This window comes from Herbaspirillum sp. NPDC087042, assembly GCF_044745245.1.
Taxonomy (GTDB): Bacteria; Pseudomonadota; Gammaproteobacteria; order Burkholderiales; family Burkholderiaceae_D; genus Herbaspirillum.
This window is the reverse complement of the sequence record NZ_JBIUZW010000016.1, coordinates 45,636-64,262: the sequence shown is the minus strand read 5'-3', so window position 1 is coordinate 64,262 and position 18,627 is coordinate 45,636. Positions and strand designations below refer to the sequence as shown.

Annotated in this window: 15 protein-coding genes; 3 read left to right on the top strand and 12 right to left on the bottom strand. The window is 60.6% G+C overall.

What is annotated here, in order from left to right; all coding sequences use genetic code 11:
- Positions 1-87: 87 nt before the first annotated feature.
- Both mdoH and ACIPHN_RS20340 read right to left on the bottom strand, forming a co-directional pair.
- On the bottom strand, positions 88-2,697 hold the full coding sequence (mdoH, locus tag ACIPHN_RS20345; protein WP_400439317.1) for a glucans biosynthesis glucosyltransferase MdoH: 2,610 nt from the start codon (positions 2,695-2,697) through the stop codon (positions 88-90).
- A complete protein-coding gene (locus tag ACIPHN_RS20340; RefSeq protein WP_400439314.1) occupies positions 2,670-4,295 on the bottom strand; it encodes a glucan biosynthesis protein G in 1,626 nt (541 codons plus the stop codon). Before ACIPHN_RS20340 ends, mdoH begins: the two co-directional genes overlap by 28 nt.
- 361 nt (positions 4,296-4,656) lie before the next feature.
- On the opposite strand from ACIPHN_RS20340, the gene ACIPHN_RS20335 reads away from it, so the two are divergent.
- The 3 genes from ACIPHN_RS20335 (at position 4,657) to ACIPHN_RS20325 (ending at position 9,698) form a co-directional block, all read left to right on the top strand.
- Entirely contained in the window at positions 4,657-5,151 is a 495-nt protein-coding gene (locus ACIPHN_RS20335; protein WP_400439312.1) for a dihydrofolate reductase, read from the top strand.
- Positions 5,152-5,352: 201 nt separating this feature from the next.
- Positions 5,353-7,605 carry an Orn/Lys/Arg decarboxylase N-terminal domain-containing protein gene (locus ACIPHN_RS20330; protein WP_400439309.1) on the top strand — a complete coding sequence of 751 codons (2,253 nt, stop codon included), beginning with the start codon at positions 5,353-5,355 and terminating at the stop codon, positions 7,603-7,605.
- 98 nt (positions 7,606-7,703) lie between these two features.
- On the top strand, positions 7,704-9,698 hold the full coding sequence (locus tag ACIPHN_RS20325) for a prolyl oligopeptidase family serine peptidase (protein ID WP_400439306.1): 1,995 nt from the start codon (positions 7,704-7,706) through the stop codon (positions 9,696-9,698).
- Between the two features lie 30 nt (positions 9,699-9,728).
- On the opposite strand, the gene ACIPHN_RS20320 is transcribed toward ACIPHN_RS20325, so the two are convergent.
- From ACIPHN_RS20320 to ACIPHN_RS20275, 10 genes are all read right to left on the bottom strand, one after another.
- Entirely contained in the window at positions 9,729-10,079 is a 351-nt protein-coding gene (locus ACIPHN_RS20320; RefSeq protein ID WP_400439303.1) for an aspartyl/asparaginyl beta-hydroxylase domain-containing protein, read from the bottom strand.
- Positions 10,080-10,249: 170 nt separating this feature from the next.
- Positions 10,250-10,660 (bottom strand): hypothetical protein, encoded by a 411-nt coding sequence (locus ACIPHN_RS20315; protein ID WP_400439300.1) that lies wholly within the window; start codon positions 10,658-10,660, stop codon positions 10,250-10,252.
- Positions 10,661-10,662: 2 nt separating this feature from the next.
- On the bottom strand, positions 10,663-10,917 hold the full coding sequence (locus ACIPHN_RS20310; protein ID WP_400439298.1) for a hypothetical protein: 255 nt from the start codon (positions 10,915-10,917) through the stop codon (positions 10,663-10,665).
- 191 nt (positions 10,918-11,108) lie between these two features.
- On the bottom strand, positions 11,109-11,819 hold the full coding sequence (locus ACIPHN_RS20305) for a hypothetical protein (RefSeq protein WP_400439295.1): 711 nt from the start codon (positions 11,817-11,819) through the stop codon (positions 11,109-11,111).
- A 294-nt stretch (positions 11,820-12,113) separates the two neighbouring features.
- The gene (locus tag ACIPHN_RS20300; RefSeq protein WP_400439292.1) at positions 12,114-12,596 is read right to left on the bottom strand and encodes a hypothetical protein; all 483 of its coding nucleotides are present in this window, start codon (positions 12,594-12,596) and stop codon (positions 12,114-12,116) included.
- Between the two features lie 20 nt (positions 12,597-12,616).
- Positions 12,617-13,045, bottom strand: coding sequence for a hemagglutinin repeat-containing protein (locus tag ACIPHN_RS20295; RefSeq protein WP_400439289.1), 429 nt, complete (start codon positions 13,043-13,045; stop codon positions 12,617-12,619).
- 82 nt (positions 13,046-13,127) lie between these two features.
- Positions 13,128-13,445, bottom strand: coding sequence for an Imm45 family immunity protein (imm45, locus tag ACIPHN_RS20290; protein ID WP_400439287.1), 318 nt, complete (start codon positions 13,443-13,445; stop codon positions 13,128-13,130).
- Positions 13,445-13,621, bottom strand: coding sequence for a hypothetical protein (locus ACIPHN_RS20285; RefSeq protein ID WP_400439284.1), 177 nt, complete (start codon positions 13,619-13,621; stop codon positions 13,445-13,447). Before ACIPHN_RS20285 ends, imm45 begins: the two co-directional genes overlap by 1 nt.
- A gap of 337 nt (positions 13,622-13,958) precedes the next feature.
- Positions 13,959-14,543, bottom strand: a complete 585-nt coding sequence (locus tag ACIPHN_RS20280; protein WP_400439281.1) for a hypothetical protein — start codon at positions 14,541-14,543, stop codon at positions 13,959-13,961.
- Positions 14,544-14,622: 79 nt separating this feature from the next.
- Positions 14,623-18,627, bottom strand: a complete 4,005-nt coding sequence (locus ACIPHN_RS20275) for a filamentous hemagglutinin N-terminal domain-containing protein (RefSeq protein WP_400439278.1) — start codon at positions 18,625-18,627, stop codon at positions 14,623-14,625.

Below are 18,627 nucleotides of genomic sequence, written 5' to 3'. Positions count from 1 at the left end.
GTTAAGGCAAAGATGATTTCAGAAAAAGATGACGGCCGGATGTCACCGGCCGCCATCATCGCTATCGTCGCTGTCGCGGCTGCCCCCTCAGGCAGCCAGCGCCTGCGGAACCTGCAGTGCCAGCGCGGCGCGCCAGTCCGGGTGGACTTCCGGCACACCGCTCCAGACCGCCTGGTGCAGCTCGGACAGCAGGCCCGGCTCTTCCAGGATGCTGTTCTTCTGCTTGTCGTTGAGGGCGTCCGGTCCCTCCTTCAAGGCCGTGCGCACCAGCTTCTCGCGCAGGTGCCGGGTCAGCTGCGGCACTTGCGGATGCGCGTGCGCCGTGGCGCAGACCAGGGCATTGAACGAGGGATCGACCACCGCCTCGACGAAACCGGGCAGCGGCGGGGTTTCGTCGTGATGGCGCACGGTCTCGCGCAGCTCGAAGGGAGGCGTGGTCTCTTCCGGGATCTTGAACAGGCCGGCACGGCGGAAGCCGCGACCAAAACTCACCCGCGAGGACAGCACCGATACCGGCACCGACACCGCCAGCGAACCGGCAATGGGGATCAGCCACCAGATGAAGGAAGGATTGAGCCAGTACACCAGCGCGCCCCAGGCCACACCCAGCAACGAATGCCAGCCGTGGCGACGCATCGCCTCGCCCCAGCCGGTTTCATTGTCGGCGCGCGGGGGCGATTTCCAGCCGGCGTTCCAGCCCAGGAAGGCACCCAGCACGAAGCGGGTATGGAAGAGCATGCGCACCGGCGCCAGCGCCATCGAGAACAGCAGTTCGATCAGCATGCTCACCAGCAGGGCCAGCGCGCCGCCAAAGCCGCGCGCGCCCTTGACCGCAAACAGCAGCACCGCCAGCACCTTGGGCAGGAACAGGATGGTGGCCGTGGCCGAAACCAGCGCCAGGGCCTTTTCCGGGTGCCACTCCGGCCAGATCGGGAAGAGCTGGCGCGGCGAGGTGAAATAGGTCGGATCGATCAGCGTATGGGCTGCCAGCAGCACGGTCGAGAGGATCAGGAACAGCCCCCACAGTGGCGCCGAGACATAGGCCATGACACCGGTGACGAACACCGCGCGATGCACCACGTGCATGCCGCGCGCCAGGAACAGGCGGAAGTTCATCAGGTTGCCCTGGCACCAGCGGCGGTCGCGGCTCAACTCGTCGAGCAGGTTGGGCGGCATCTCTTCATAGCTGCCATCGAGGTCGTAGGCGATCCACACCGACCAGCCGGCGCGCCGCATCAGCGATGCTTCGACGAAGTCGTGCGACATGATCGGCCCGGACAGGTTGCCCTTGCCCGGCAACGGCGCCAGCGCGCAGTGCTTCATGAAGGGCTTCAGGCGGATGATGGCGTTGTGCCCCCAGAAGTGCGACTCGCCCAGCTGCCAGTAGTGCAGGCCGGCGGTAAACAGCGGGCCATAGACACGGGTCGAGAATTGCTGGATGCGGGCATACAGCGTATCGCGGCCGGCCGCGCGCGGCGCGGTCTGGATGATGCCCGCGCCCGGATGGGCTTCCATCAGGCGGGTCAGCTTGGTCAGGCATTCGCCGGTCATGACGCTGTCGGCGTCCAGCACCACCATGTAGCGGTAGTCGGCGCCCCAGCGGCGGCAGAAGTCATCCAGGTTGCCGCTCTTGCGCTTGACGCGGCGACGACGATGGCGATAGAAGATGCGACCGAAGCCGCCGGTCTCACGGCACAGGCGGTTCCATGCCGCGGTTTCCGCCGCGCAGATATCGGCCTCGCCACTGTCGGAGAGGATGAAGAAGTCGAAATGCGCGATCTGGCCGGTGCGCTCCAGCGACTCGTAGGTCGCCCGCAAACCCGCGAAGACCCGCGCCACATCCTCGTTGCAGATGGGCATGACGATGGCCGTGCGCGCCTCGGGGGCGATCTCGTTGTGGCCGGCCTTCTCGTGCGAGATCAGGTACTTGTCGTCCCCGCGCATCAACACCAGGAAGCCGGTCATGGCCGTCCAGAAGCCCGCCGACACCCACAGGAACAGCAGGCCGAACAGGAACAGCACCACCATCTCCAGCGGCTTGGTGCCGTGGTAGGGCAGCACGTCGCTCATGAAATAGGTGGCCATGGAGGTCTGCAACACCATCAGCACCAGCAGCGTGATGCGGCGGATGTTGCCGGTATGCTGCCAGTGGCCCTTGGGATCGGGCGCCTCGGACTGGTCCAGGTGGTCTTCGATGTAGCGCGGCTCGTCATCGACCACCGGTGCCGGCTCCACCACCTTGGCGCGGCCCTTGCGGGCGCGGCGCCAGCGGCTGGGACGACGCTCCAGGCGGCGGTTTTCCTCTTCCACCCAGCGCGAGAAGGGATTCAACTCGCCCCAGGGACGGGGCACCATGGACTTGCGGTTCAGCTCCGGACCGAAGGCGATATGCGGCTGGCCGCGCTCCTGGCCGATGGCCGGGGCGCTGGCGCTGTCTGCCGACGACGGATACATCAGGTGCAGGCGCGCATCGACCGAGGCCTGCGCGGCCGCCGGCAAGGCGTCGGTATCGCGTCCTGATTGTTCGGCCAGCACACGGTGCAGGTCGGCCACCGGGTCACCGGAGCCGATCGCCCCCGCCCGTGCGGCCAGGTCCTGGCGTTGCTCGGCCGACAGCGGCAGGCGCGCCAGGTAATCCTCCAGCGCCTGCGAGGCGGCCTGAGTCTGCCTTAGTTGGGGGGTAATATGTAGCTCCACGTTTCTGACAAGGTTGTGCCGCCATTGGCATTGCGCAGGAACCCGCGCAGCTCGATCGGCTTGTTATCTTCCACCCGGCGCAGCTTGACTTCCACGCGCCAGCCGCCGGTCATCTCGTTCTTGCGTGTGGTCACACTGGCCAGCTTGCCATTGGCATCGGCCTCGACCACACCTTCCACCCGCGCATTGGCAGGCAGCTTCTTGAGATTGCCGCCATCGAAATCGATGGCCAGCTGCTGGAAATCATCCTGCTTGCCGTCCTGCCGAGGCCGGTAACCGTGGCCATACAAGGTCTGGGTGACCCAGGCCAGGGGCGGACGCTTTTCATTGTCCTTCTGCCACAGCAGGCGGTATTCGACGTTATACGGCTGGCCCGGCTTGGGCAGCGTATTGGGAATCCAGTAGGCAACGATGTTGTCGTTGGTCTCGTCGGGCGTGGGGATCTGCACCAGCTCCACGCGGCCCGAACCCCACTTGCCCTTGGGTTCGACCCAGGCGCTGGGGCGGGACTGGTAGTTGTAGTCCAGATCCTCGTAGTGCGAGAAGTTGCGGTCGCGCTGCATCAGCCCGAAGCCCATCGGATTGTCGAAGGAGAACGAGGTCACCAGCAGGCGCTTGGGATTGACCAGCGGACGCCACAGCCATTCGCCAGTGCCCGATTGCATGGCCAGGCCATCCGAATCATGCACTTCCGGACGGAAGTCGTCGGCCGGGCCCGGCTGGTTCTCACCGAAGAGGAACATGCTCGTCAGCGGGGCGATGCCCAGCTTGGTCACGTTGCTGCGCAGGTAGAGCTGGGCCTTGACGTCCATGACGGTGTCGGCACCGGGCTTGACCACGAAGCGGTAGGCACCGGTGGCGCGCGGCGAATCCAGCAGCGCATAGACCACCAGCTCCTTGGCATCAGCCGCGGGACGCTCCAGCCAGAACTCGGTGAAACGCGGGAATTCCTCGCCCGAATAGAGCGCGGTATCGATGGCCAGGCCGCGCGCGGACATGCCATAGCTCTGGCCACGCCCCATGGCGCGGAAGTAGCTGGCGCCCTGGAAGGTCAGCACATCATCCTTGACCTTGCCCGAATTGAGGGGGAAACGGATGCGGAAACCCGCAAAGCCGACGTTGCGCAGGCTGCGCGCATCGATATTGCGGGTGGCGCTGTAGTCGAACAGGGCCGGGCTGAAATGGATCTCGCGCACGGCATCGCCGACCACTTCGTTGACCTTGACCGATTCGGTGAAGCTGGCACCGGGATGGATGAAGGACAGCTCGAAGGGCAGCTTCTGCGCGCGCCACCAGGACTTGTCATCACGGAAGTAGATCTGGCTGGCCTGCTCGTAGCTCAGGTCCTTGAGCGCCTTGGGCAGCTCGTCGGCGGGCTTCTTGTAGGATTTGCCGGCCAGCGCCTTGGCGCGGGCGGCGACCGTATTGAAATCGAACGCCAGTGCGGCGTGGGGCAAGGCCAGCGCCAGCAGACCCGCCAGGGTCGCCGGGGCGGCAAGCCTGCGCCACCAGGCCGGACTTGCGGCACTGCGCGGGGACCGGAGTCCCTCGCCAGGCCGGGAGGTGGTGTGGAGCAGCATTATTGTTTTGTCTGACATGCAATTTTCTGGTTGATGGCTTTACGCTGGCGCGAAAGCGGCGGCGCCAACCGGTAAAGCAGGCGCTAGTTTACCCAAATGTTGCGGGGATTGTTCGTATGGATGAGGTAGTTCCGGCATTAAAATGCAGCAAAATGCGGCGCATGCGGAATTGACCACCAGCAACTTTCCAGGGAAAGCGTCAAGCGCAGGCCCTACCTGCCTCCCCGTGTTTCCCCTATAAGGGCAGGCGCGGGCGCAGAAAGTTCCGTGCCGCAGCATGACTGCGGTAACATGTCGGCCCTGCCCCATCGGCAGCAAATCCGTCGCAGCCCCTTGCCGGGCGCGCCCGTCCATCCCGTCCAGCCAGGATCCAGCCCGCATGACCTCCCCTTCCGGCCAGCTCACCATCGTCGTCGCCACCGACCTCAACAACGGCATCGGCATCAACAACACCCTGCCCTGGCACCTGCCGGAAGACCTGGCACACTTCAAGCGCACCACCTCGGGACACGCCATCCTGATGGGCCGCAAGACCTTCGAATCGATCGGCCGGCCGCTGCCCAACCGCCGCAACATCGTCATTACCCGCAATGCCGACTGGCAACACGAAGGGGTGGAGACCGCTGGCTCCCTGCAGCAAGCCGCTGCCCTGGCCGGCGTTGCACCGGCCTTCATCATCGGCGGCGCGCAGATCTATGCCGACGCCCTGCCGCTGGTGGACCGCCTCATCATTACCCGCATCGACCAGCGTTTCGACTGCGATGCCTTCTTCCCAGCCCTGGACACCGCCGTCTGGCAGGAGACCGCGCGCGAGTCGCACCACTCCGAAAAGGCCGGATTGGACTACGCTTTTGTGACATACGAAAGACGTTGAAAGCACGACGGCGGGAGGCTGTTGTTTTTTCCCGTTTTTGCTTAAACTGCGCACCTCTTTAGCGCACATTCCGCGCATATCTGCGACAATCCCGCTTTCATTTTTCCGGCGCGCAAGCCTGCCAGCCCAGGCGCTTTTCCTTTTCACCCTGCGCGCGCAACGCCTACCCGGCGCTGTAGCCCGCAAAGCCTGGAGAATTCCATGAAATTCCGATTCCCCATCGTCATCATCGACGAAGACTTCCGCTCCGAAAACACGTCCGGCCTGGGCATCCGCGCCCTGGCCGACGCCATCCAGGAAGAAGGCATGGAAGTGCTGGGTGTGACCAGCTACGGCGACCTGGCCCAGTTCGCCCAGCAGCAGTCGCGCGCCTCGGCCTTCATCCTGTCCATCGACGACGAGGAAATGGGTGCCGGCTCCGACGAGGAAACCGACTTTGCCCTGAAGGCCCTGCGCGCCTTCGTCCGCGAGATCCGCCACAAGAACGCCGACATCCCCATCTACCTCTACGGTGAAACCCGCACCTCGCGCCACATCCCCAACGATGTGCTGCGCGAACTGCACGGCTTCATCCACATGTTCGAAGACACCCCGGAGTTCGTGGCCCGCCACATCATCCGCGAGGCCAAGTCCTACCTCGACGGCCTGGCGCCGCCGTTCTTCCGCGCGCTGGTGGAATACGCCAACGATGGTTCCTACTCCTGGCACTGCCCCGGCCACTCGGGCGGCGTGGCCTTCCTGAAGTCGCCGGTGGGCCAGATGTTCCACCAGTTCTTCGGCGAGAACATGCTGCGCGCCGACGTCTGCAACGCCGTGGAAGAACTGGGCCAGCTGCTGGACCACACCGGCCCGATCGCCAACTCGGAGCGCAATGCCGCGCGCATCTTCAACGCCGACCATTGCTACTTCGTCACCAACGGTACCTCGACCTCCAACAAGATGGTCTGGCACTCCACCGTGGCGCCGGGCGACATCGTGGTGGTGGACCGCAACTGCCACAAGTCCATCCTGCACTCGATCATCATGACCGGCGCGATCCCCGTGTTCCTGATGCCCACCCGCAACCACCTGGGCATCATCGGCCCGATCCCGCTGGAAGAGTTCACGCTGGAAAGCATCCAGAAAAAGATCGAAGCCAACCCCTTCGCCCGCGAAGCCAAGAACAAGAAGCCGCGCATCCTGACCATCACCCAATCGACCTACGACGGCGTGGTCTACAACGTCGAAACCCTGCGCGAAATGCTCGACGGTGAAATCGACACCCTGCACTTCGACGAAGCCTGGCTGCCGCACGCCACCTTCCACGACTTCTACAAGGACATGCACGCCATCGGCAAGGACCGTCCGCGCGCCAAGAAGTCGATGATCTTCGCCACCCAGTCGACCCACAAGCTGCTGGCCGGCCTGTCGCAAGCCTCGCAGGTGCTGGTGCGCGAATCGGAAACCGTGAAGCTGGACGAGGACGCCTTCAACGAAGCCTTCCTGATGCACACCTCGACCTCGCCGCAATACTCGATCATCGCCTCCTGCGACGTCGCCGCGGCCATGATGGAAGCCCCCGGCGGCACCGCCCTGGTGGAAGAAAGCATCCTGGAAGCGCTGGACTTCCGTCGCGCCATGAAGAAGATCGACCAGGAATTCGACAATGACTGGTGGTTCCAGGTCTGGGGCCCGGACAAGTTTGCCGACGACGGCATCGGCGAGCGCGAAGACTGGGTCATCAAGGCAGAAGACAACTGGCACGGCTTCGGCAACCTGGCACCGGGCTTCAACATGCTGGACCCGATCAAGGCCACCATCGTCAACCCCGGCCTGGCACTGGACGGTCAGTTCGGCGAGACCGGCATCCCGGCCTCGATCGTGACCAAGTACCTGGCCGAGCACGGCGTGATCGTGGAAAAGTGCGGCCTGTACTCCTTCTTCATCATGTTCACCATCGGCATCACCAAGGGCCGCTGGAACACGCTGGTGACGGCGCTGCAGCAGTTCAAGGACGACTACGACAAGAACGCCCCGATCTGGCGCATCCTGCCCGAGTTCGCCCAGCGCAACCCGCGCTACGAGCGCCTGGGCCTGCGCGACCTGTGCCAGCAGATCCACGAGACCTATCGTGCCTACGACGTGGCCCGCCTGACCACCGAGATGTACCTCTCGGACATGCAGCCGGCCATGAAGCCCTCGGACGCCTTCTCCAAGATGGCCCACCGCGAGATCGAGCGCGTCCCCCTGGACGAACTCGAAGGCCGCGTCACCTCGATCCTGCTGACCCCGTACCCGCCGGGCATCCCGCTGCTGATCCCGGGCGAGATCTTCAACAAGACCATCGTCGACTACCTCAAGTTCGCGCGTGATTTCAACGAGAAATTCCCTGGCTTCGAAACCGACGTGCATGGCCTGGTCAAGCGCGAAGTCAACGGCCGCCGCGATTACTTCGTGGATTGCGTCAGGCAGTAAGCGGCAACGCGCCCGCCCCACGCCAGCTCCAGGCAGGACGAGCCAGCCGATACCCGCAAGGGTGTCGGCTTTTTTTCAATCATCGCAAGCGACGCCAATTGAACAAGACCCTGCTACGCCCGACCCTGACCGCACTGATGCTGCTGCATGGCCTCCTGGTGCAGGCCGCCACACCCGGACAGGAGGATGTCCCGCCGGTGCGCGTTTTTGCCGAACAGCCGCGCGCGCAGATGTTCGTGATCTCGCCCGACGGCGCGACCCTGGCCTACCTCCTCAACAAGGATGGCAGCAGCTACCTGAGCACGCTGGTACTGGGCGAACAGACGCCGACCGTCCTGCTCTCCACCGACAACCAGAAATACAGTTTCCGGAGCCTGCGCTGGGCCGGAAACCAGCGGCTGCTGGCCGGCGCGCGCTATCCCGACTACCGCTATGGCGTGGCCGGCTATGAGAGCCGGCTCATCGCCGTCGATGCCAATGGCGGCAATCTCAACGCCAACCTGCTGGATTCGGCCTTCCGCTTCCAGCGTCCGCGCAATGTGCCGCAGTTCCAGGATCGTATCCTGGGCAAGTCCGCCGCCGGCCCTGACAGCGTGCTGCTGGCGCTGGACATGGAGCGTGCCGCCCAGCCCGACGTCTACAGCCTGGACGTGAAGACTGCGCAATTGACCCGGGTCGCCAGCAACACGGGCGGCATCCGCCAATGGATGGCCGACCGCGACGGCGAAGTCAGGCTGGGCTCTGGCTGGCGCGACAAGGAAATGCAGCTATTCGTGCGCGCCCCCGGCGACAAGACCTGGAAGACCCTGAGCACCTGGGTGGCCGACGACTATGCGCAAGTGGCCGCGCGCGCCCTCAAGCCGGTCGGGTTCGACGCCGATGGCCGCTACCTGTACGCCTTCGCCGATCACCAGGGACGCCAGGCGCTATATCGCATCGACACTGCCGATCCGGCATTCACCCGCACGCTGGTTCATGACGACCCGCAATTCGACCTGACGGGGCAACTCATCTGGTCCGACTGGCTCAAGCAATACGTGGGCATCAGCTATGCCGGCCAGTACGGCAGGCGCGTCTACTGGAATGAGCGCGCCCGGGCCTTGCAGGACGAGATTGATCGCGCCCTGCCCGAGAAGACCAATACCGTCTTCAGCAGCAGCGAAGATGGTCTCAGCCTGCTGATCGCCTCCACTGCACCCAATGCCCCCAGCACGATCTACTGGCTGGAACGCAAGAGCGGCAAGATGCGCAAGATCATCGACAGCCACCCGGCACTGGCTGAGCGCCAGATGCCCATGCCACGCCCGGTATCCATCACCAGTCGCGACGGCACCGTCCTGCATGGCTATCTCACCGCCCCCTGGAACCGCGCCGCAACCACCGGTCCCACGCCCCTGATCGTGTTGCCGCATGGCGGGCCGATCAGTCGCGACCGCGGGCAGTTCGACGTCTATGCACAGCTCCTCGCCAGCCGTGGCTGGGCGGTACTGCAAGTCAATTTCCGTGGTTCGTCCGGGTATGGCGCCGAATTCGAGCAAGCCGGCTTCCAGCGCTGGGGCATGGAGATGCAGGACGATCTGACCGACAGCGTGCGCTGGAGTATCGAACAGGGCATCGCCGATCCGCACAAGATCTGCATCATCGGCGGATCCTATGGCGGCTATGCCGCGCTCATGGGCATCATCAAGACGCCCGAGCTGTACCGCTGCGCGGTCAGCCTCAATGGCGTAGCCGACCTGCGTGATCTGCTGGCCAACGCCCAGCATTTCGACGGTTACGAGATTGGTGCAGAACGCATCATCGGCCGCTGGTGGGGAGACCGCGAACGCCTGCGCCAGACCTCGCCGGTGAACCACGCGGCCGATATCCGCACACCGCTGCTGCTCATCCACGGCAAGCAAGACCGCACCATGCCGGTCGCGCAATCACGCGACATGGCCGACGCACTCAAGGCAGCCGGCAAGCGCGACTACCGCTACCTGGAACTGCCACTGGGCGACCATCAACTGTCGCGGGAAGAAGACCGCATCGAAGCCTTCACCGAGATGGAGCGCTTCCTGCACCGCTACCTGGATCAGAGCGAGCCGAACTAGAAGCGCACCACCAGCGGGCCGCCTGAGCACTCAGGCTGCCGTCTTCCAGAAGTCCACAATCAGCACGACCCGCTCGGATTCGCCCTGATTGCCGGCGCTATGCTGGTTGCGATCGTCGAATACGGCGACCTTACCATCCTGCGCCACGTGCCGCTCGCCCAGAACCTCCAGCCAGGCCTCCGGAGGGCAGAGCGACTCTCCTGGCATCTGATGATCCGGGTAGTGAATGCCCAGGACATCCCACAAGCCGTTATGCAAATACGTCTCCGGCCATTCGGTCACCATGTTGGCCGCCGCGAGATATTCGTCGCGGATGATCTGCCAGTTGTCTTCCAGCAGTTTCAGGTGGGGATGGGTCGCTGAGTATTGGAATGCGGTCATTGGGATCGGAGGAATGAGCTATGCGGGGGCGTGTTGTTGTCTGGTCGGGTGGTTGGCAATGCGGGCGTTTGGGGTAAAAGTGGAAACTTTTTATTAGTTTTAGTTTGCCGTACAACTTGAGCAGGTTTTTAGTGGGTCATTCCATCGCTCCACAGATATCCATAGGTCTTTCATCTCGGCTGATCCCAGAAAAATTCAAATCCTCGCTTGTTTCGTACTGCATACACATCTTCATACTGAAATGACAGTACAAACTGCATCGACGAAAGTGAGGTTAATTTTTTCAGAAAGCTATTCATATCCTCAACAAAATCGTCGTAGTAAAAATTATTAATGCGAAAAACAATCGCGTTGTACACACAGAAACTGCACCCATGATTTCCTTCCGCAATCACCGTTTTTCTTTGCGCTTCGCTCCGTTTTGATAGCCAAAAATATCCATCCGATTTTTTAAAAGCGCCTTGAAATACATAGTCGCGGTCGATTTCATAGTTAATTACGCCCACGGATCGAATCGCATTGTCGAGAGCCTCCCAATCCGGAATTTCTCCCTCAATCTCCAAACTCATATCCAACGACACTTTTATTCTCCGACAACCGTTAATTTGCCATCTTTAATTAAGATTAATTGCCTAAATCCATCGACGTCATGGCTTCCTCGCATGGGCAATGACAACGTCTTGAAGATTCTTCTGGTCACATCATTGCGAATGAAGGTGTTGTCGGCCCTCTTGCCGCCGACGCCACTGTTGGCGATCTGCGCGGCCTTGGCGTTGATGTCCCGCGCAGCGGTGGCGGCGGGCGTGCCGACCGCGTTGGCGAGGTGCAGCGCTGCCAAGCGTTCCACGCTGGTGCGAGTGGGCTGGTCGGTCGCACTGTCTCGCGTCGTCGAGACCAGATTCAGATCCCGGCCGCGCTCACGCTCAGCTTGTCGCCGGCGTCGATGGTTCTGTACGAAAACGCCCGATATAACGTATCGAGCGTCAAACCCTATTCAGAAATCAAGATCTCTTCTACAAGGGGAAATAGCTAGATCAATCCTAAGACTGGCTTGATGGTGTTATTCATCTCCACATATGCCTCATAGGTTATCTTCGGATCGTCATTCAAAACCATGTAGACCCCGTCTAACAAAGGAATAGCCATCGGACAGACTCCTTTCAGTCTAGCGATGACTTCTTCCGGCCCATAACCTAAAGCACGGACGCAAAGCTCTGCATCCCAAAATTGGGATGGGTAGAGCGTAAATATGTTATTGCGTCCATCCACATTTAATTCTTTATTTTCTCGCAGCTTGTTGTAGACGATATTTTCGTCATTCGTACCGCCTTGATAATAAAGCGAATAAATATCATAACTAAGTTTGGCTTTATATCCGGCAAATGCCTCAACTAGCTTAGGAAAATCAAGATAGAGTAGACGACGGTAATCAATTTCTTTATTTGTAACCTTGAACTGATAACGTATGTGCTCGTCGTAAGAGGCGCGATCCTCGTACCTATACCCCGCCCCTCTAAACGCGTAGTCTCCTATGAACTTGAGACCCCGCGTTGGTAATTTAGTCGAGTAGACTGCGACCAATCCGTCACCACAATCTGGCGCTTCTGGTAGATCAAGTCCAGAAAATCCAAAAGGCCCATCAATTTTAGCCAGTCGGCTCATAACCTCACCATGACGTTCATCGATTGATCTAGTTCGATCTGGACGCGCATAAAACCATAGTTCTATCTCTGCTGTCACGGTTCTCTTACCCTTGGAGAAATAACACTGCTAAAACCATTCACTACCCGCTTCCAGCAGCCGTTTCATCAGATAACGCGTGGTCAAAGTCTTCTTCGATAACCTGCCGCTGCTGTCGCTGGAGTACTCATCGAGAAAAATAAGAGAGGCTATTTTTAGATGAATTCAGGATCATTTCCCGCCTAAAAACCGGCACCTACCGAATATTTTTCACGACATGAATCCCAAAAAAAGATAGCCAGTAAAATTTTTATAAAAAATATTCAACAGACTCTTTAGTGAAAACAGGAAACATCATGAAGCGACCAACTCCCCGGAGTCTTTTATCCATATTACGCCTGGAATTTCATAAAAATATATAGCCAAATCAAGATCATTTTCTTCTGAAGCGCTGGCGGGCCAACGCTCACGAAGGTAGCCAATAATTTCTTCTACCGGCGCATTCCAATGCGCCTCAATGTCATAAATTGTAAAACGTGGTTTGGGATTATTAGAGGAGGCATAGCAATCTGCTCCTGGAGCAATAAACTTAATTTTTCCATTTTTAAGCATGTATTCAAGAATCCCAAAAAAAGTCTCTTTTTGATCTTCGAAAGTAATTCCTGGATTCACTCCACTTATTGCACTAAACAAGCTTGAAATCCATAATCCAAAAGAGCTAGAGATAATTTCATCTACATGCGCGATCCGCGTCATTGGCTGGTACCTCTTAAAATTTTTATTTCGGGATTCCTTGTTGCTGCTGTGCTGTTCGGTGGTGGTCTGCGCGGCCAGCAATCTAACTTCGTTCTCCGCCTTCAGCGTGGCGTTGACGCCCGCTTTGATGTCACTGTGCCCTGGATGGTGATGTTGCTGCCAGCACCGCCGCCCTGGGCCGTGATATTGACGTTGCCACCGGCTGCCACGGTCGAACTCCTGGCCGTGCTGCCATTGGCTTCGGAATGGCTTTCGTTCTTGCTGGTGCCCAGGCTGATGGCCAGGTTGATGCCGCCCACCTTGTCGGCTGCCGTGGCATCGCGTGTCTCTGGATTGCCGTCGGCGCCTTTCTTGAGCGAGCCGTCTTCGTTTCTTGCGTTGATCAGGATCTGGGGATTGTCTTTTCCTTCCACCGCGAAGCCCTGCCCGGTCTTGACGGCATCGTAGGCGTTCTTGCCGGCAAATCCGATGTTGGCCGCCGCCAATACCTGCATCCGCCCATCCGACGTACTCTCCGCCGCCTTCTTCATCTGCTGCACCGTCTGGATCGCCGACAGTACCGGACTGGCGATCAGTCCTATATCCCCCCAAGATGATCACCAATCCATTCATTCATATTTCATAACGCAGAGAAAAGAGAACATTTTCGATTGGACATTCCGGATAAATCCACTTGGCCCATTCTCTAACTAGCCAGTCCTTCGATATAGCGCGCCCGCCAGCATAATCAGCCTGAAGAGGAAGCTTTACCAAAACCCGGCCAGCTTTCATCCCAGTACTAACTATAATGGCATGACTACTCACATCGCTTGGAAGATATATCAACATAAAATCTACGACGTCCTCATACGACCACTGGGCATGCAGTCTAAAAACTGCCCCTGCCGTTATCGCATCTATTTCCGTTTCAGTTAAATTTATCCACTTCATCATTTCACCTTTAGATCCCGTTTTCTGGATGAGTCCGAAGAGATGTTGGCCTCCCAGGTAAGCGACTGTATGGATTTCTCGGCCAGAGTGGTGCTGCCACCTGCCCCGCTGTTGGCGATCTGCGCAGCCTTGGCGGTGAGCGTACCGCCGGCATTGGCGACGTACAGCGCGGCCACGCGTTCCACGCTGGTGCGGGTGGCCTGGTCGGTGGCGCTGTCGCGCGTCGTCGCACGCCATTGCCCATGCTGGTTTTTTTGAGCGCGCCCACCTTGGTGCCGCTGCCGGCGATGGTGGTGTTTTGCAGGTAGATGGTCGGAGTCAGGCTGATGGCCTGGACCACCGCGCCGGGATAGTAAGCCAGTGCTGGAAACGCCCGCTCGTCGCGGCCTTTTTCCCCGATGTTGTAGAAGTGGAAGGCGGTACCGTTGTCGGTGATGGTGCGCTCGCCCAGCTTCTCCGTGCGCTTCAGGGTTCCGACGGCACCACTCAGATCGCCCCTGCAATGACATACAACTACGATAGAGGGAAAATAACGTGCGCGAAATCTTCAAAATTCAAAAAGCTCGATATCGCGGCCTTGACTCTTCCTTTTGGCAGCACGAACTTCATCACTGACCTACCTTGATCAGGGGAGGCAAGCATGACCTCCTTCTTCCCCTTGGCAAACAGGAAAAATCTCCACCCCTGTTCACACAACCGTGGCCCCATACAGACTTCAAGACTAATTGGAGGATCAGCCCGTCGCTCTCGTATCAAATTGGAAAACAGTTCCAAAAATTCTGTCACTTTTCCGTTGCTGCTATTCCGCCAATGCTCGGGGATGACCGGATCCTCGAAGCTAAGAAACCCATGTTCATGCAGCGAACTTAGAAAAACCTGCTTGGGATTCCGATCTTTTGGAAATTCTCTCAATGCATCAATCCCGCTCAACGTCTTCTTCAAGTCAGATGCGATAGCCATCAGCCCAAAATCAGCATCGACTTCGTCAATCAATAAAGTGCTATTCAGAAAAACATTGAAAGAGCCAAAAATCTCCTTTGGTTCCCTTTTTTCAACGTCGTACCAAAAAGCAAAATATCGAGAATTTCCTGCCAACATTCTGGTCCCTCATTATTCAACACTGAAAAACATTGATACCTGCACAAAATTTCACTCAACCGAAATGACTACACCAACCTTAAGTCGACGAATATTGGCTGGCCTGGTCGGTGGCGCTGTCGCGCGTGGTCGAGACCAGGTTCAGATCCCGGCCGGCACTGACGCTGAGCTTGTCGCCGGCATCGATGGTGCCGCCGATGTTGTTGACGTCCAGCGCCGCCACGACGGTGGCGTCCTTGGCTGTCAGGCGCCCGCCATTGTTGTTGATGGTGGCCGCGTCGATGGTGAGCAGGTTGCGACCGGCGATGGTGCCGCTGTTGTTGACGGCATCGGTGATCTTGAGATTGATGCTGTCGGCGGCCAGCAGCGCGCCGTGGCCGTTGATGTCGCCGTCCTTGAGGCGCACGTATAGCTGCGGCACCAGGGCCTTGGTGGTGCTGCCGTCGGCCAGCACCACGTCCTTTTCCACCAGCAGGACCACGTCGCTGGTCAGTGCGGCGATCTGGGCGGCCGTCAGTTCCACGCCAACCTTGAGATTGTATTGCTTGGCCACTGTCACGCCGGCGTCCAGCAGGGCGCGGTATTGCGCTTCATCAGTGCTGTAGCCGTCGAGGAAGCGGCGGCCGGTCAACTCGGCCACCTGTTCGCGCACCAGCTTCTGTTCGTAGAAGCCATCGCCCAGGCGCTTCTGCGTCAGCGTCGGGTCGACGTTCAATTGCTGCAACATGTAGTCCGAGGACAGCCAGTTGCGATAGTTGGTAAAGCGCGGATCGCTTTGTACCAGGTAGCCCATGGCCGGGTTGGTGTTGACCGAGAACAGGCTGTTGTTGGGCAGGCGGATCGCGGCGCCGCCGCCGATGGCCAGCGCCGCGCCCGGTACCCGCACGCCATTGCTCATGCTGGTGTTGTTGAGCGCACCCACCTGGGTGCCGCTGCCGGCCACGGCGGTGTTCTGCAGGTAGACCGTCGGGGTCAGGCTGATGGCCTGGATCACCGCGCCGGGATAGTAGCCGGTGCTGGAGACGCCCTGCTCGTCGCGGCCTTTTTTCTCGATGTTGTAGAAGTGGAAGGCGGTGCCACTGTCGGTGATGGTGCGCTCGCCCGCGACTTCAGTGTTGTTGAGCACACCGATGGTGCCGCCGAGTGCGCCACCGGACATGATGCGGCTCTTGTCATTGTTGACGACATTGGCATTGATGGTCATCGCGCCACCGGCGGTGATCTTGCCCGGGTCGCTTTCCTTGACGCGTGTTTCGGTGACCACCCGCGTGAAGTCATACCGATTGAAGTCGTTGCCCAGCTTGTTGGCCGGATTGCCGTTGGCGTCCCGCAGCCACATGTCGTCGGCTTCGTCGTTGATGATGGCGACCTGGCTGTCGTCATAGCGCGCGCCGGATCCGGAATACTGGAATTCGCGTTTGCTCTCGCGCGAGACTTCCACGACCTCGGTGCTGAAATGTTCATTGGTATTGTTGACGGTGCGCGCAGACAGCTTCAACGATCCCAGGGCTTCAATGCTGGCGCTGTTGTTGTTGACCGTCCCGGCCTGGCCGGTGGCGCGGTTGTTGCTGTCGAGGGCGCCGCCGATGGCCATGTCGCCGCCCGCGAAGATCAGCGCGTGTTCGCGGTTGTTGAGGGTTTCTGCACCGATGTCCAGACGGTCACGGGCAGCGATCACCGGGGCGGAGGTGACGCCACTGAGCGTTTCGGCTTCGTTGTCGATGCTGGTCGCGGCAATGGCGACATGGTCACCGTAGATACGGCCTGTGCCCAGGTTGTGCAGGGCCTGCGTGGTGATGAAGGTGTCCTGGCCATCGATGAGGCCGCGATTGATCAGGGTATGCGCATCGGTGGCGTTGAGCTGCAGGCGATTGCCGACCAGCCTGCCGGTGGCGCCGTTCATGATGGTGCGCGCCTTGAGCTTGAGCAGGGTGGCGGCTTGCATCAGGCCGTCGTTACGGAGGGTGCCGGCGCTGTCGATATCGACGCTGCCATTGCCGCGCACGGTGCCGGTGTTGTTGAAGTCGCCGGTCAGGCGAATGCTGGTGGACTGCTGGCTCAGCACCTGGCCGTCGCCACTCAGGGCGGCGCTGTCGATGACATTGCTGGTGCCGGCGTCGAGCTTGCCGCCGGTGTTGGTGATGGCCAGGGTCCGGCCGGGATCGCTGGTATCGGCACGGCGATCGGCGATCTTCAGGGCAGCACCGGCGGAGATCGTCCCTGCACTGTTGTCCACGCTGCCGTTGCCGGTCAGGGTAGCGCTGCCCGTGGCGAGCATGGTGCCGCGCGTGTTGTCGATGGTGTCGGCGTCCACCGTGAGGCGGTTGGCTTGCAGGCCCTGATGGCTTGCCGTGGTGTCGGTGTTGGACAGGCGGGCCGCCTTGATGGAGAGTACGGCACTGGTTTCGATCAGGCCACCGTCATTGCTGACAGCCAGGTTACGCGCGGCCACGGCATCGTTGCGGTCGTCGATGGTGACGCCGCCGCTGGCCGAGATGGCGCCCCCACGGTTGTCCACCGTCCCCGCGGCGATGATGCCGATGCTGTCATCGGCGCGCAGCTTGCCACGACGGTTGTCGATGCGGTCGGCGTCGAGACTGACGGTCTTGCCATGCATGCCCTGGGCAGCGGCGAGGGTATCGGTGTTGACGATGCTGGCAGCCTGCACGGTGAGCTTGGCATTGCTGTCGATCTGGCCGCCGGCGTTGCTGATGGCCAGGGCGCTGCCGCTGATCGACAGGATGCCATTGGCGGAGATCACGCCGGCACTGTTGTCCAGGTTGCGTTCGACTTGCAGTGTCTGGGTCGCGCTGGCCAGCAGGGTGCCGCGCTGGTTGTCCACGCTGTCGGCTTGCACGCTGATGTTCTGGCCGTGGATGCCCTGGTTGCTGGCACCGGTGTCCTGGTTGCCAATGCGGCCCGCCTCCAGGGTGAGCCGGGTGCTGGTCTCGATGAGGCCCCGACTGTTCTCCAGCGTGCCGCTGCCCAGCCTGACCTCGATATCGCTGCTCGCTTGCAGCTTGCCGGCGCGGTTGTCCAGCCCGGTCGCGGTGATGCTGGCGCTCTGCTTGGCCTGGATCTTGCCGCTGTTTTCGATGTGCCCCGCGGCATTGATGCGCACTTCGCCCGCTGCCGCGCCGATGTTGCCGGCATTGCGCACACCGACTCCGGCTTCGGTGCCGACCAGGATGATCTTGTTGGCATACATGCCGCCCAGTTGCGCCACGTCGATGGCGAAGGTGGGTGCGCTGTCGTCGCCGTCCTGCTTCTGGATGAGCTGGTTATCGACATCGACGCGGTTGGCGCCGGTGGTCACGCGCAGCTCGCGACTCCAGAGGCCGGCATTGATACGGGTGGCGCGGGCAATGATGTGGGTGTAGTCGGACTGGCTGGCATCCAGGCCATCGCCCCGCACCGTGACCGTACCGCGCCGGACCACGAAGCCCTCCAGGTTGCCGCCATTCATGATGGCCGTGCCGGTGGTCAGCGTGGTGCGGCTGGCATTGATGAAGCCGCAGCCGTCGCAGGTGATGCCGGAAGGATTGGCGATGACGACCTGGGCGCGGTCGCCGGCCACTTCCACGTAACCGCGCAGGAAGCTGGGGTTGCTGGAATTGACTTCATTGAGGATCACGCGCGCCGTGCCGGTGGCCAGATTGGGGTTGCGCTGCACCCAGCCGCCCAGCTGGGTCTGGACATCGTTGCGGGCGTTGTTGAGGATGGCGCCGGGCTTGTTGACGTCGAACTGGGTATAGGTATTGCGCGATACCCCGGCCGCGCTGGGTGTGGTGATGTTGACCTGCGGCAGGCCATTGGCGGTGTTGAGCACCACCGGCTGCTGCGAACGCGGTGCCGAGGGATCGGCGATGATCTGGGCGTGTGCCAGCGGCAGGGTCAGCAGCTGGGCGCCGCTCAGCACCAGTACCGCGAAGGCCAGTGGATGCAGCCGCGCAGCAGCCACGGCGGCAATGCCGGGAGCGCTGCCGTCCAGCATCCCGGCACTGTGGTTGCGGCCCAGTTCGGAGACCGCCATGAGCAGGCCGCGGGCCTTGTTGAAGATGACGCGATAACAGAGTTTGTTCAT

Bases quoted from the DNA above. Each gene is read 5' to 3' on its own strand.
- ACIPHN_RS20340 (WP_400439314.1), bottom strand. From the start codon at position 4,295: ATGTCAGACAAAACAATAATGCTGCTCCACACCACCTCCCGGCCTGGC.
- ACIPHN_RS20335 (WP_400439312.1), top strand. From the start codon at position 4,657: ATGACCTCCCCTTCCGGCCAGCTCACCATCGTCGTCGCCACCGACCTC.
- ACIPHN_RS20330 (WP_400439309.1), top strand. From the start codon at position 5,353: ATGAAATTCCGATTCCCCATCGTCATCATCGACGAAGACTTCCGCTCC.
- ACIPHN_RS20320 (WP_400439303.1), bottom strand. From the start codon at position 10,079: ATGACCGCATTCCAATACTCAGCGACCCATCCCCACCTGAAACTGCTG.
- ACIPHN_RS20295 (WP_400439289.1), bottom strand. From the start codon at position 13,045: ATGAAGAAGGCGGCGGAGAGTACGTCGGATGGGCGGATGCAGGTATTG.
- imm45 (WP_400439287.1), bottom strand. From the start codon at position 13,445: ATGAAGTGGATAAATTTAACTGAAACGGAAATAGATGCGATAACGGCA.
- ACIPHN_RS20280 (WP_400439281.1), bottom strand. From the start codon at position 14,543: ATGTTGGCAGGAAATTCTCGATATTTTGCTTTTTGGTACGACGTTGAA.
- ACIPHN_RS20275 (WP_400439278.1), bottom strand. From the start codon at position 18,627: ATGAACAAACTCTGTTATCGCGTCATCTTCAACAAGGCCCGCGGCCTG.